General features: G+C 51.9%; 15 protein-coding genes. 4 read left to right on the forward strand and 11 right to left on the reverse strand.

Annotated elements, in window-relative coordinates; translation table 11 throughout:
• Nucleotides 1-15: 15 nt before the first annotated feature.
• Nucleotides 16-711, reverse strand: coding sequence for an OmpA family protein (locus QZR14_RS04445; RefSeq protein ID WP_250603295.1), 696 nt, complete (start codon nt 709-711; stop codon nt 16-18).
• Nucleotides 712-910: 199 nt separating this feature from the next.
• On the opposite strand from QZR14_RS04445, the gene QZR14_RS04450 reads away from it, so the two are divergent.
• From QZR14_RS04450 to QZR14_RS04465, 4 genes are all read left to right on the forward strand, one after another.
• Complete coding sequence (locus tag QZR14_RS04450; RefSeq protein ID WP_250603293.1) at nt 911-1,408, forward strand: DUF6231 family protein; 498 nt, start codon at nt 911-913, stop codon at nt 1,406-1,408.
• A gap of 4 nt (nt 1,409-1,412) precedes the next feature.
• Nucleotides 1,413-1,892 (forward strand): YchJ family protein, encoded by a 480-nt coding sequence (locus tag QZR14_RS04455; protein ID WP_311995980.1) that lies wholly within the window; start codon nt 1,413-1,415, stop codon nt 1,890-1,892.
• A gap of 16 nt (nt 1,893-1,908) precedes the next feature.
• Nucleotides 1,909-3,552, forward strand: a complete 1,644-nt coding sequence (locus QZR14_RS04460) for a recombinase family protein (RefSeq protein WP_311995981.1) — start codon at nt 1,909-1,911, stop codon at nt 3,550-3,552.
• A gap of 425 nt (nt 3,553-3,977) precedes the next feature.
• A complete protein-coding gene (locus tag QZR14_RS04465) occupies nt 3,978-5,669 on the forward strand; it encodes a hypothetical protein (RefSeq protein ID WP_311995982.1) in 1,692 nt (563 codons plus the stop codon).
• A gap of 289 nt (nt 5,670-5,958) precedes the next feature.
• Here QZR14_RS04465 and QZR14_RS04470 read toward each other — a convergent pair whose 3' ends face one another.
• From QZR14_RS04470 to QZR14_RS04515, 10 genes are all read right to left on the reverse strand, one after another.
• Entirely contained in the window at nt 5,959-6,660 is a 702-nt protein-coding gene (locus QZR14_RS04470) for a recombinase family protein (protein ID WP_311995983.1), read from the reverse strand.
• A gap of 66 nt (nt 6,661-6,726) precedes the next feature.
• On the reverse strand, nt 6,727-6,942 hold the full coding sequence (locus tag QZR14_RS04475) for a hypothetical protein (protein WP_137217574.1): 216 nt from the start codon (nt 6,940-6,942) through the stop codon (nt 6,727-6,729).
• Nucleotides 6,943-7,230: 288 nt separating this feature from the next.
• A complete protein-coding gene (locus tag QZR14_RS04480) occupies nt 7,231-7,554 on the reverse strand; it encodes a hypothetical protein (protein ID WP_137217573.1) in 324 nt (107 codons plus the stop codon).
• A 404-nt stretch (nt 7,555-7,958) separates the two neighbouring features.
• Nucleotides 7,959-9,089: a hypothetical protein gene (locus QZR14_RS04485; RefSeq protein ID WP_311995984.1), complete on the reverse strand. Its 1,131-nt coding sequence runs from the start codon at nt 9,087-9,089 to the stop codon at nt 7,959-7,961.
• A gap of 147 nt (nt 9,090-9,236) precedes the next feature.
• On the reverse strand, nt 9,237-9,419 hold the full coding sequence (locus QZR14_RS04490) for a hypothetical protein (protein WP_130926754.1): 183 nt from the start codon (nt 9,417-9,419) through the stop codon (nt 9,237-9,239).
• A 55-nt stretch (nt 9,420-9,474) separates the two neighbouring features.
• Nucleotides 9,475-9,741 carry a hypothetical protein gene (locus QZR14_RS04495; protein WP_311995985.1) on the reverse strand — a complete coding sequence of 89 codons (267 nt, stop codon included), beginning with the start codon at nt 9,739-9,741 and terminating at the stop codon, nt 9,475-9,477.
• Entirely contained in the window at nt 9,741-11,921 is a 2,181-nt protein-coding gene (locus QZR14_RS04500; protein WP_311995986.1) for a hypothetical protein, read from the reverse strand. The genes QZR14_RS04495 and QZR14_RS04500 overlap by 1 nt, the downstream gene beginning before the upstream one ends.
• Entirely contained in the window at nt 11,918-12,298 is a 381-nt protein-coding gene (locus QZR14_RS04505; protein ID WP_311995987.1) for a hypothetical protein, read from the reverse strand. Before QZR14_RS04505 ends, QZR14_RS04500 begins: the two co-directional genes overlap by 4 nt.
• A complete protein-coding gene (locus QZR14_RS04510) occupies nt 12,295-12,564 on the reverse strand; it encodes a hypothetical protein (RefSeq protein ID WP_311995988.1) in 270 nt (89 codons plus the stop codon). Before QZR14_RS04510 ends, QZR14_RS04505 begins: the two co-directional genes overlap by 4 nt.
• Nucleotides 12,561-13,121, reverse strand: coding sequence for a hypothetical protein (locus tag QZR14_RS04515; RefSeq protein ID WP_311995989.1), 561 nt, complete (start codon nt 13,119-13,121; stop codon nt 12,561-12,563). Before QZR14_RS04515 ends, QZR14_RS04510 begins: the two co-directional genes overlap by 4 nt.
• Between the last annotated feature and the right edge of the window lie 41 nt (nt 13,122-13,162).

The raw sequence follows: 13,162 nt of genomic DNA on the forward strand, positions 1-13,162 counted from the left end.
GGATGCGAGAGGGGCTTAACGCTGGATTTTGATTTCGGTACGACGGTTCTGTGCGCGACCGTCAGCGGTTTTGTTGTCGGCCACTGGCTGGCTTTCACCCATACCGGACACCGAAACGAAGCTGGCGCGTGGCACACCTTGCTGGATCAGGTAGTCCACCACCGAGTGCGCACGACGATCCGACAGTTTCTTGTTGTAGGCATCGCTGCCCACGCTGTCGGTGTGACCGGTCACGGTCAGTTGTGCGGTCGAGGATTCCTGTTTCAGGCGGGTGGCGACCTTGTCGAGCACTTGCTTGTCAGGGCCGGTCAGCGTGGCTTTGTCGAACTGGAAGTGCACATCACGGATAACAATGGTTTCTTCCTTGACCACTACAGCTTCTTCGACCACAGGTGCAGGTGCTGGTGGAGGGCAACCGTCAGCGTCGACCTGCACGCCTTTAGGCGTGCCCGGGCACTTGTCGCGACTGTCCGGCACACCATCGCCGTCTTCGTCGCCATCACCGTGTACCCAGCAATAGGCCGCTGCCGTGCCACCGACCAACAACGCACCGTAGCCGGCCCACGCCGCACTCTCGGTTGCGCCGAGACCGGCACCGACAACACCACCGACCGCCGCACAGGTCGGCCAGTCGGTTTTCTGTAAACCTGCACAACCCGTCAACACACTGGTTAGCAGAATCAAAGGTAATGCTGTCCGAACTATGCTCATCTGGTTTTCTCCTGAGGGATCGGCTTAGAACCGATTCAGGGAGTAAAGACCGGAGTTTTAATCTCCGCCAGCAATAGGCCACGGCTGTTTGCGCGCCTGTTCACAGGACTTCGGCACATTTGCCGCAAACGGGCGGAACAGGGCGCTTTGCCGCCACCGTCAGGCAGGCTAGTCTTGGCGGTCTGATTGAGGAGCTTTGATGAACGTCGCCATTTCTTCCCGCACGCCGCAACAGGCGTTGGCCGCTTTGCTGGATCGCTACGCCCCGGCGCGTCTGCTGCTGATTGGCGCCAGTGAATTTCCGGCCCTGAGCGCTTTTAAAGAGGCACATCCAGACACCGTCGTGGCCCATGCCGCGCCGGGCGCACTGCCGGCGGACCTGGCGGCGCAGCGTTTCGATCTGGCGCTGGTGGTCGATTGCCTGGAACATTTGCCCAAGCGCGATGGCCTGAACCTGTTGGGCGGGATTCGCAATCTCAACGCCAGCCGCATCGCCGCGCTGGCGGATCTGTCGGCCAGCGGCTGGCAGGAAACCGACTTCTATTCACTGGCGCTGCAAGCCAGTGAACGTTTTCAACGCGATGATCAAGTGCTGACCCTGTTCACCTATGATCTGCTTGACTACAAACAAGTCCCCGACTGGCTCAACTCAAGGTTCTGGGCCAATCCGGAAAACTTCGGGAAATACTGGTGGTAATGCAATGAGTACAGCCATTTGCCCGTGCGGCAGCGGCAATCTGCTTGAGGCCTGCTGCGGCCATTATCACGACGGCCATCCGGCACCGTGCGCCGAAGCACTGATGCGTTCGCGCTACAGCGCCTATGTGCTGGGGCTGATCGATTATCTGGTAGCAACCACCCTGCCCGCCCAGCAAGCGGGCCTGAATCGCCAATCGATCAGTGATTGGAGTGCGCAGAGCACCTGGCTCGGCCTTGAGGTGGAGAGTTCGGAAGTCTTCGGCGGCCAGCCGGAACACGCCTTCGTCACCTTCACCGCGCGCTGGCATGACCACCAGGGTGAACACAGCCACCGCGAGCGTTCCTCGTTCGTGCAGAACGGCGGACGCTGGTACTTCATCGACCCGACGGTGCAGTTGAAGCTGGGGCGCAATGACAGTTGCCCGTGCGCCAGTGGGCAGAAGTTCAAGAAATGCTGCTACAACTACCTACAAGGAAATTGAATCAGTAGGCGGCACGATGGCGAAGGTATTTTCATATGTCAGGTTTAGTAGCGCTAAGCAGTCAGCGGGTGACAGCTACGAGCGTCAAACCAAAGCAGCCAAGGCGTTCGCCGCAAGCAAGGGGTTAGAACTCGCAGACCCAAAGGAATATCTGTTCTTCGATGCCGGGCGCTCTGCCTACAAAGGTAAGCACGTTGATGACACGAGTGAGCTAGCCCGGTTTCTCAGCTACGTCGAAGACGGCACCATTCCCACGGGTAGCTTCCTTGTCATCGAATCGCTAGACAGGCTGAGCCGGGAAAAGGTGCGTGATGCCCTGCCCCGCTTCCTCGACCTGCTCGCGAAGGGCATCAACGTCTTCACGAGCCTAGATCAGCGGCTTTACACAAAAGACTTCGACGTAACCGACTTGCTCGTGTCGATAATCAGCATGTCTAGGGCGCACGAAGAAAGCGCCACCAAAGGAAGCCGGGTTTCATCTGCGTGGCGGAAGAAACAGGCTGATGCTCGTGCTACCGGCAAGCCCCTAGGAAAGCTCAGGCCGCTTTGGCTAGATGTCACCCCGGAGGGTTACACTCTCAACCCTGACCATGCTCAAGTGATACGACGGATCTTCGATCTCTCAACGCAAGGGCACGGATCACGCAACATTGCAGCCACGCTAAATCAGGAAGGCATACCGGCATTCTCTGCGGGCCGAAAGAACTTCTCCGGCCTCTGGGGGTTCAGCACCGTTCGCCATATCTTGGACTCCCGCACCACGCTAGGCGAGTATCAGCCCCACATCTTCATCGACGGAGTCAGGACGCCAGATGGCGAACCCATCAAGGGCTTTTTCCCGCCTGTAGTGGATGAAGAAACCTTCTACCGGGCACAGGCTGCACGAGGCTCACGGCGTCTGCACAAGATCACGAAACAGACGGCCAACTTCAATGTAATGGCGGGTATCTTCTTTTGCTTTGATTGTGGTGCTGCCATGCACCTGCAAAGCCAGAGAGGCCACAAGTATTACAAGTGCAGCCACAGCATCCGTGGAATGTGCAGCGCGGGAGTTGTCAGCGCCACACGGACAGAAACAGTGTTTCGGGAAATTCTCGCGAAGCTGGATTCGCTGAGCCTTGTTCAAGGCAATTCAGGAGCAATCGCCAAGAAGCTGGATGTTGCGGAAGGTCGTAGTGAAGAACTACGGGCCAAATTTGCAGCAGCCGAAGACGCACACAACGAATATCCCAGCAGGACAACAGCGAAGCTATTGCACGAGCTTGAAAGCCAGCTTTCTACCATCGACGCCGAGAAAGACAGCCTACGCCAGCAGATGGCAGTTGACCGGGTAGTGAGCAAATCAGACTTCTTCGAAAAGCTTGACCTCACATCCTTCGAAGGACGCGCTGCTGCGAACAATCTGACTAAAAGGCTAGGAACTCAAATCTATGTTCGAAAGAACGGACGCTGTAATGAAACGTATTTGATCGCGATGAAGACGGCTGATGACCCCGAACCATCCGTTATCGGCGTAATAACCCACTACAACAAGCAGATACGCATCGACAGCGCATCAGAGGCGTTTGAAGAACTCCAGAAGGTACATGGCGACTTGCCAAAATGGCAGTTGACGTCGAGGCGCCTGATGAAGGAAATCAAAGTACCTGCCAGACCTTAAACGTCAGCGCACGCTGACGAAGGTATACCCTTTGACTGAAGGTCGTAGCTAACTCCCACCAGTGGGAACACCTCAGACCTAACGGTCTACCTCGACCGCATACACCTTCTACACAAATCAGCTTTTGCTTTGCTCTTCTGCTTGGGTGCGAACGGATGCCATCGGCATCGCTGGATTACTTACGACCGTAGGTCGAGGGTTTCAACACGTAAGCTTCGCTTACAACGTAGGGAGCAGAATCAAGAGCTAGGGCTACTCCTATATATAATACAACGCTATTCGATCAAGGCATTACAACTGTAATCTTAAGACGGTTTATGCATAAGCCGCTGTGAATGGTCAGTCGTAGCCCACCCGTAGATTACGTGCAATCATCGACGGCTTATGGCACCGTAAAATTCGACGGGTATTAAGGATGATAGTTGATGGGACAACCTGACACAGAATCAAGTATTGAAAGCACACTTATTGAAGAAGAGACGTATTCAGGCACTGCGACCTTCCTATACTCTTCAAAAATTACGGGCAACGTGAATATTGAAGGCATGTGCGAGATCCTTGCAGAGTCCGCCGCGTTCAGCTTCGCCCTAACTAGCAGCGGCAAGATATACTTTAAAGATGAAAAAAGGCTCAGATCTCAACAACTAAACATTGAAACAACAATTACAGAACAAGGCATGAGGGTCACTGGCCACAACGACTTTCTAGATGCAAACCCCGGGCATTCTGATGCATATAGTTTTCGCTTAGCTCTCGACTTGATTCTATCGGACAAACGCCTATTTAATACCGCATTTGGCTTTCCTACGGAGAGCGCTAGAATATTCATGCGCCCGATGGCTATACAATGCGAGGGCGATGAAACTCACGAGCTAATCACCCCCTACCTAAGAGTGTACACTGGCGGGATAATCAGTATCTCGCTTCCCACAATCACAGGCTTTCAAGACGCTACGATTCAAGATGTAGTTTTTTGCGAAGCAAATAAATCCCGCAGAAATATTACTTCAGTACTATGCGAGAAAGAGATTCACTTAGCCTGTACTGAGTCACAGATAGCTCAGATGTCTCGCCGCGAGAAAATAATTCAGCGAGAAGCATTTGAGACGGTCATAGGTGAGGCACTAAACTCTCCCGGCGAGTTAGAGTTTGGTGACGAACTTCTTACAGTATATGAGCTAGTGCATACTAGCCAGTTCACGCTCACAGATATAGCGAGAAATCTGTTATCGGTGGTTGCTCGCACTATCGCGCTAGGTGCCGTCCAAACACACATCAGGTGGTACGGCGGCCAGTACATAGACGACTCGATAGGACAGCATTGGCGTGGAAAACCGATAATTTACATCAGCTCACACACCAATCAAAGATGGAGTGCAGCGGAAAACTGGGCCACTCACAAACTACTAGTTAACAGCGTAATGGCCCGAACCTTTCTCTCAGAGAAAACAACCCATCCTGACCCCAATCATAAGGACATGAGAAATTTCGACGACTTCAACAACTTTTATTCTGAACCCATTTCACTGCTGCTCGCATCTTCTCAGGTCGAGTCGTTCGTTGAACAGCACGAGACTTACACCTTCAACAACATCGTATCCGACATTCAGGTATTGAACGAGGCATCGCACTTCATACAAACATACTACTCTTACGCCTCTTTGGGACTCGACAAATGCAGGACAGCAACCCACGTTGCTCGTCTGGAACTCGACATCTTGGAATTCGAAGAAACGCTTCTATCGGCACACAAATATGGGGAAATAGCTAAATACATTGAAGAAGTATTGAAAGGCGACCACCTCACTTCGATTTACAAATTACTGCACAAGAAAATTGAGACAGTCCGTAAAGCGCTAGAGCTCGACGATAAGATAAAATCCGAATCTTACACACGCCGCATCACAATCATATTTGGAATCATTGCATCCGCCACACTATCTCCAGAGTTAATGCAGCCATTAGCAAAGTATATGGAAGTTGCTCCTGAAAATGGAGACCTCGCAAAACTGTACGGGATAGGTGCATCAGTGATAGTCGTAGCGGCCCTGCTAACTCTTAGTCACTTCACTTTCAAACTGAAAGACTGGATTTTCAAAGCGCTCAACAGGCGTTAATTTCGAGAATACTGGCCCGCCCCGCCGAGACAGGTGCAACTCTTGCAGCGCTTCGAATTCATGGTGAGAAAATAAGGCTGGCGTGATTTCCAGAGATTTACCCGAGGCATTGAACAGGTCAGATACCAGCAGCAGCCAAAGCTGAACGATTCTCAAATAATATAACACCTCACTTGAGAATCAAACTCACCAAGACCTTTACAGGCATCATTGAGAGCTTACAGCTACCTATGTAGCCATACTGTAGCGATAACGCCTGTAGCAGCCCCACAGGAGCTTACAGAGACCATTACGGGGCGAATGACAGGCTTAGCGCCATCATTGCACGCTTCACTTGCATCGGAGACCACTCACCGCCTCGACTTGTAGCAACTCCCTTCTCATTCAAACACTTAGCCACTGCTGGTAGCGTCTTGGCACCCTTGCGGATGCACAGGTCGATTGGGTCTCGCACTGTCTCAAGCCATGTACTCACACGGAGTTGAACGGCTTCTACAGCCTTAGCCCGGTTGGCGTCTGTACGGCCTCTGGCTAGCGTCTCAGCACGGCGAGCCACCTTTGCCACTGACTCAGTATCACCTTCCTCTGCACGCACTGCCAAAGCCTTCAACGCATCCCTTGTACGACTGGCGATGAACGAACGCTCCTGCTCAGCCAGCGCTGCAAACAAGTGAAGCTGGAAGTTATCAGCGAGCGGCATGGTTGCCACTTTCAGTGAGGTGCGCTTCATCAGCTCGGCGATGTGACCTACGTCACGACCGATCCTGTCCAGCTTCGCCACTAGCACGGGTAGCCCATTAGCCAAGGCTTTCTTGCACTCAGGACGATCCTGTGGGGCAATCGTGCCGCTTACGGTCTCTGTGTACTCAGCAACGATCTTCCAGCCTTGCTGGCGAGCCGCTGAATGGACGTAATCAACCTGAGCTTCCAGACCGAGACCACTCTTCTCTTGGGCTCCTGTGGAAACCCGGTAGTACGCCACAACTTCCATTTTCTAGTCCTCATTCGATGCATGGGACTAGATCATAACATTTCTTGTACGTTCGTTGTAGATTCGTTAACTGCCTTCCTGACGTAGCAGACGGATGGTGGAGGCGATGCCATCGGAGTTCCTATCTAGCGTCGAAAGCGATGCAATGATGTTTTCGTGCACCTCCAGACTGCCTCTGGCTTCGATCCACAGAGCCACTTCTTCAAGACCAGCGGCAATGGCGGTTTGGTTCAACTGGATAAGCTCCAGTGCGTCAGCGATGGTTTCGGCATTGGTGGTCATAGGTGGTCATCCTTGAGGGGTGGTGCAGGAATCGTAGCGCAGCTCTGGGTAGGCTGGGGCTGGGGAGTGTGCTTTCGCAGAAAGCAGTGATTCCGTCTCAAAACTGCCGTTTTGGTGCGAAAACCTCAACGCGAAGAGTTGGCAACGAGTCCAGCTTATCCGTGCAATCTGGCAAGCCCCGGAAACACTAGCTTTCCGGGGAGTAGCCTCAGAACTCACGCTCTGGACGGATGCACTGGAGCAACAGTTTCCCTAGGTTTTCGGGCAGTTTCCAGAGGTTATTGAATATCACGCGTACGGGTTAAAATCAGCACCTGTGTGCACGCCGTTCTTCAGAGTGATTTTGTGACCAACTGCTTTGGCATTGCCAATTTGAGCAACGATAGAGATTTGTTTCAGTTTAAAAGTCTTCGCTGCCTTCATCAGCTGATCAACTACATACTGCTTGGTAGAATCATGATGGGACTGCTCCCAATCTTTGATATGAAAGCTCCAAACGGTATCGACATCGCCTAACTTGGCCCATTTCACATCAGCCAAAAAAGCATTGAAGTCAGTGCGTACAGAGGCATCCGCCTCTTTCAAATCTAGTGAAACCAACACATGCAACATTCTAGAGATTCCTTTCATGGTGGAGTGAATTGCGGTACGAAACCTAGCGTGTAAATCCATGGCTGGCAAGGCCAAATGCCATCAGTGAAAAACGAGCACATCCCTGAGGGCATGGAGTGTCCAGTGTGGGTGTGTGTATTAATAGCCTCAGCGTGGATGGCTCGTTGGCTTCGCCAGATGGAAGTCAGGTTCATAGCTACGCTATGGCGCAATCTCAGTGCTCTAGGGCTAGCTTGGGGGCGGTATTTCTTACCCACGAATTTGACCCGTTGCGAGCGTCTAACTCAACGGTTCTGGGTGAATGGGATCAACTTTTGACGACATGTAAATCTAGAGCAATAGGGGTGGTGTTCGGACTTTTCTCCGCGCAAAAGGAAGCCCCACCATAACTGGCAGGGCTTGGGTTACGCAGCGAGTTGAGACATCCTTTGACGGCGAGCCTCAATCTCTCCCGGTGAAAACGGATCATAGACATCCACCTTGTCGAAGTTTTTCATCTTGGCGGTTGAGGTTGTCAGCGCCTCAACAACGATATCCGCTAGCTCTGCCAGCACCGTGTCCGCTACTTCGATACCGTGCAGAATATCGAAGAAGAACCCTTCGACATCGTCTAGGACAAAGCTGTCATGTGTGAAGTACCGAGCTGTCTGCTCAATCTGTTCCAGCGCCTTCAACACCGGGGCCAGGTCTGGACGATATTTCACTACACGTCCAAATTCCGAGAGCATCAAGTCCATGGGTGACTTGTATCCACGGTATCCAAGCATGAACACTTTCTTCTCGGTCAGTGACTCCAGCACAGCACGTAGTTCATTCGCCGTTGAACGTGGCTCATCGAAGATTTTCAGGTACTGACGATGAGCTGGGTTGTTTCGATCCAGAAGAGGCGTCAACAGATCTATGTAGGACTGCTTCGTACTTGGCTGTAGCTTGGCTACCTTGTCAAAGGCATCCCACTCCTGCTGACCGACGCACTCGATCATGAGCTTTACGATCTCAGCGTCAGACATCCAGCTCTGCACGTCAAATCGATTCGTCTTGTGTGCGGGGCTGATGAAGTCCCCACCACCGAAATAACGGTTAGCATGCTGGCGATTCAACGCACCGTTGCCTAGGACAAGGTTCCGAGGGGTGAATTTGCCGACGTGAGGCATTCCGTGAACTGGGTACACATGGCAAAAATGGTAGTCCGCAAAGTCCCGCACCGAATAACAGTTTGTAGCTAGCTGCATCTTTTGCATTTCGCGAAGTTCTAGCAGTTCCTCAGCAGTGATGTACTGAACTATTTGCACGGTGCCCGCCTGTTTGGCATGGCGCAGCAGAAGTTGAACGAAGATGTTACTGATAGGGAACTGCTTGGGCTTACGCTTCTTCCGGCTTACCGCTCTGACTGCCTTGTTACGTCTTGCTCTCTTGCAATCATCACTGCATGTTAACGATTTGCGGTTAGCAGGCAGGAACTTCGCCCTGCAAACGCTACATGTCTTGCGTAGATCTTTCTTTTTAGGTGTTGTTGCGGGTGCTGCTTTGGTCATTCGGTGTATCTCCCACTGGGCAAGATTGGTGTGTTTTCTTGTTGTCTGGATTTAGGGCTGTAGCTGTGATTCGGCACAGCGGCGAACAGAACGGCTTGAACTTGTCTGTAACAAAGTTGGTGGAGCAGTGGCGACATGTGCATGTCTTCATGCTGTGAATACCTCGTATGGGATTGCTGGGTTTCCGTCTGGGTGTGTGACGATCCAACGGAGTTGACCAAATGGGTTAATGATCTGCTTGATCACAAACTTCTTACGTGTTGTTCCGATCAGGGTCATGGCAGCGGTTAACGCCGCCCCTGATGATTTGAATTCGAATGGCAGCGCCATACAGTTGTCTCCTGTAAAGTGGGATTTAGATGTGTGCTTACGAGGGCAGTTACTTTTATTTCATTGCCTGACTAATCTTGAGGTCGATACGACGGTCTACAAACTGACGCATATCCTCACGCTCCTGACTTCGCTCGACCTGCAACCGGTTGTATTGATCGTGCACTAGCTCAGTTGTATATGAGTTGGCGTTACGCTCTGCCAAGAGAGCGTAGGTTTTTGCCATGTTATCGGTGTGCACAAACAAGTAGCCAATGAGTAGCGCCAGAATCATCACCTGAGCGATTGCAGCCAGCACAATCGCCCGAATAACGGAAACCATCAGTAAAGCTCTTTTTGATTGGCTTGTGTTTCTCTCAGCATCCTTTGCATCCGTGCATCAACTTCGTCACCGATCACTTTGCCTAGCACTTCATCACCACCAACTGTGTTGACAGTCACGTTAATCGTTGGCGTGATTGTGCTGTTGTTATTGGTAACGTGTTCATTCGTTGTAGTGATTTGCTGCACTGGATATTCAACAGATGAGCCAGATGTCCGCATCATGTCTCTCGATGTGATGGGTTCAAATGTGTCAGGGCGGAAGCGTTGATATTCACCAATTCGCTCAGCCAATTCACCCATATCCATGTCAAGCCTTAGCTTAGATAGATCAAGCTTCGGAAACTGCATCCCTAGCGTGTTCATTTGCGGCGCTCTAACTTTGTTCGCAGGGCCTTCATCGTAATCAGGAGAGTTCGTCATCCAACGGAACAGGCGGCTAACTGGATCTTGAGGTTTCTCACCGGTAGATGGCTTAGGCGTACTAAGCGCACTTACATCAATCGCAGGTTGATCAGGTGATAGGCCGTCGATCTTTTTAGCTGCCTGCTCGGGAGTATCATCTTTCCCGAAGATAAACCGAGCAAAAGATGCAGCCATTTTGTTGAGAGCAATGTCAGCCTGTACCGCAGCCTCTTTCAAAGGCTTCAATGCCTCTGTCAGTTCCATCTCACTCTTGATCCTTTCATTGATCGAGTTGATCAATTCCGGACTCTGATCCAACCCTTGCTGCTGCAAGAATTTCTGATTGGCTAGGCGAGTCGCGTTGGCATCGATGCTGCCACTCTGACGCTCAATTGCAGCGGCGTTTTCCTTCACGAACAACTCAATACCTTTCGTAAAGTCGATTGCCTTCAAGTTGCCTGTCTTGGTGCTTGCTCTGAAATCCTTTTCAAGATTGGCATCTAGAGGATGTTTATTCCTCTCCGCCCACGCCCTACGAATAGGCTCTACAAGCAAAGGGGCGCTTTCGGAGAAGGTGTTCAGGTCTTCCCTATCGCCCTGTGATTTGCTCGCAATCTGCTGGAGTTGCAGGTTTGCACGGCGCTGTTCCTCGGCAGTCATCCCAGCACCGCGAAAGGCTGCTTGGCGTGTTTCATATGTGCCAGTGGCTTGGCTGATGCTACGACCTCGGGCCATCTCTGCCATCAAGAACGTTCTGTACGCCTTAGCGGATTCAAGACTAGCCTCAGTGCCATATTTGGCGTTGATCCGTAGCCATTCCGATTTAGCGAACTCAGCGTTTGCAGGGTTTTTCCCACCTGCTTGGCTAAGGACATTTTCTAGCTGCTGGCTGTCAGACACTCGGGCTTGTGTAGCCGAGAGACGGTCACCAAGCGCGCTTACCGCCCCCACAATTGCAGCAAGGCCAGCCGTTACACCACCTAGGGCGAGAGCCCCGGTGCCTAGCCCCATAAAGCCTGTAGAGGGACTAGGCTCGTTACGCTTTGCCTCCCAATGAGCTTGGCGGGTTTGAGCCCATTGAAAGCGCTCCCCCTTCTGAGCGTGGCTTACTTCGAGACGCTGAGCACGAACCTTTGCAGCCTCTTGCTGTGCAGCAAACTTCACTGCTGCACGGTGTGAGCTCAGCCTTGATTGCTGTAGGGCAAACTCAGCTTTTTGAGTGGCCGTCATTGCTTGGAACTGCTTCTGCTGAAGGATGGCGGTCTTCTGTTGCTGCTGGCCTAGGAGTGCTTCCAAGCGAGCTTGGCGGGCCTTGTGCTGCTCAATGGATTGAGCCTGTTTGAGTGCTGCGCCCGACACCTTCAAACGTTCGCCTTCGGCCTTGGCTGACTTAGCATCTAGAACGGCCTGAGCGATCCTGTCGCGCAGGGCCTGGGACTGGATTGCTGCCCCTTCTTTCTGGCGAAGGTTGATGAGCTTCTGCCCCTGTAGTTCAGCGGTGAACGTTGCACGTCTGGTGCGTTGAACGGCCTGTTCAAGCTTTAGCTCTCGGTCGAGATTGGCTCTTACAGTCTTGGCTAGCTTTTCCTGTCCGGCGCTATCGACCTTGATGCCCATCTTGGCACCCAGTTTCTTACCTAGAACATCTGCCTCACGAGACAGAGCCATCATCTTCTGGCGTGCTTGGGACAGGCCACGCTCAAAGCGTTGAAGACCAGAAATATCAACTTGGAACTGTAGGACACCGACTAGCTTGGCGATGATTTCAGAATTCACTGTTTAGACTCCCCGTAACCGTGGCGGAGCTGTCTCGATTCCAGCAGCTTATTAAAAGCACGATGGAATGCCGGAGTGTTGCGTCCGTATTGAACAACGTTAGCGGTGTCGTAGTAATCGCCTTGGTTGTTATCTACGTAGGCGGCGAATACATCTTGCACAGAGCGCGAGCCGGTGAGAGCGAAGTACAAACTGCCGTCTTCGTGTCTCACCCACTGATAACTAAAGTCGATATCGAAGCCGTGATACTTGCGAAGCCATTGCCCCATAGCACAGGTAAACATTCTGATTTTTGGGTGGCCTGTCATGCGTGTGATGCTGTGGTATTGCGGTTGGGACTTTTTCAACCCAGTTTGTTCGGTGAAGCTGTTTGTCATTGCTTATTCTTATCCTCGCGTTCTTTTTTAGCAGCCTCAACCAACTTAGCGGCACGTTCTTTAACTGCAAGCAACTCCAGAGCAGCTTTAAACGCGATTACAGCCTCTTCCGAGGCTTCTTCATCTACAGGTAGCGCTTGTTTTGCAACGACCTCTACAGGAGCCGCTACAGGGCTTGTAGCGAGCGTATCAGGACAGTAAGTTTGGCGTAGTAGCAATTCCGTCCCGCTAAGTGTCGCTGGATCGATTAACTTGGTATCAGTCATGCCGCACTCCCATCAATGTTCAACTTTCCTGACTCGATGAGCTGATCGCGGAGCTTTGCACGGGAAGCTGCGAGTTCATCACGAACCTCTTGCTCACGCTCCAAACGTTGCTTTTGTTCGACGTCCTGACGATCACGCTCATCTTTGGCAAGAGACAACGCCACTTGGCGATCTACCTCGGCATTCAACGCTTCTTCAAGCTCAGCCTCATATTGAGCCTTAACCTCCTGACGAATCTTTGCACAATCACTCTTCTGTTGTTTCTCAGGCTTCATCAGGTAGATGGTGACGAATGAGCCCAACGGGCTATCAAATAGTGACGCCGTTGGTAGGGCTGACATTTCTTCAAGCGGCGTGTAACCATCAGTGAGCATTTGATGGTAGTAATCAAGAGACTGTTGCAACGTTAGGTTGCTCGGTGAAGACTCGATGATGGCGCCGACAACACCCTGATAGGGCTTTTCGATGCGAGATTTATAGAATGCGATTTCATTTTCGCAGCGGGCTTCATATTCCGACTGACTGAAAGCGAACTGCATTGGTGTTAGTTTACTCATGGTTTTGTTTCCTTCTGTTTTTATGGGTGGTTGTGTTGCTT

Source organism: Pseudomonas sp. rhizo66, from assembly GCF_031931925.1.
GTDB lineage: Bacteria > Pseudomonadota > Gammaproteobacteria > Pseudomonadales > Pseudomonadaceae > Aquipseudomonas.

Excerpts from the sequence above, each read along its gene's own strand:
- QZR14_RS04445 (WP_250603295.1), bottom strand. The coding sequence starts at position 711 with ATGAGCATAGTTCGGACAGCATTACCTTTGATTCTGCTAACCAGTGTG.
- QZR14_RS04450 (WP_250603293.1), top strand. The coding sequence starts at position 911 with ATGAACGTCGCCATTTCTTCCCGCACGCCGCAACAGGCGTTGGCCGCT.
- QZR14_RS04455 (WP_311995980.1), top strand. The coding sequence starts at position 1,413 with ATGAGTACAGCCATTTGCCCGTGCGGCAGCGGCAATCTGCTTGAGGCC.
- QZR14_RS04460 (WP_311995981.1), top strand. The coding sequence starts at position 1,909 with ATGGCGAAGGTATTTTCATATGTCAGGTTTAGTAGCGCTAAGCAGTCA.
- QZR14_RS04465 (WP_311995982.1), top strand. The coding sequence starts at position 3,978 with ATGGGACAACCTGACACAGAATCAAGTATTGAAAGCACACTTATTGAA.
- QZR14_RS04470 (WP_311995983.1), bottom strand. The coding sequence starts at position 6,660 with ATGGAAGTTGTGGCGTACTACCGGGTTTCCACAGGAGCCCAAGAGAAG.
- QZR14_RS04475 (WP_137217574.1), bottom strand. The coding sequence starts at position 6,942 with ATGACCACCAATGCCGAAACCATCGCTGACGCACTGGAGCTTATCCAG.
- QZR14_RS04480 (WP_137217573.1), bottom strand. The coding sequence starts at position 7,554 with ATGTTGCATGTGTTGGTTTCACTAGATTTGAAAGAGGCGGATGCCTCT.
- QZR14_RS04485 (WP_311995984.1), bottom strand. The coding sequence starts at position 9,089 with ATGACCAAAGCAGCACCCGCAACAACACCTAAAAAGAAAGATCTACGC.
- QZR14_RS04490 (WP_130926754.1), bottom strand. The coding sequence starts at position 9,419 with ATGGCGCTGCCATTCGAATTCAAATCATCAGGGGCGGCGTTAACCGCT.
- QZR14_RS04495 (WP_311995985.1), bottom strand. The coding sequence starts at position 9,741 with ATGGTTTCCGTTATTCGGGCGATTGTGCTGGCTGCAATCGCTCAGGTG.
- QZR14_RS04505 (WP_311995987.1), bottom strand. The coding sequence starts at position 12,298 with ATGACAAACAGCTTCACCGAACAAACTGGGTTGAAAAAGTCCCAACCG.
- QZR14_RS04510 (WP_311995988.1), bottom strand. The coding sequence starts at position 12,564 with ATGACTGATACCAAGTTAATCGATCCAGCGACACTTAGCGGGACGGAA.
- QZR14_RS04515 (WP_311995989.1), bottom strand. The coding sequence starts at position 13,121 with ATGAGTAAACTAACACCAATGCAGTTCGCTTTCAGTCAGTCGGAATAT.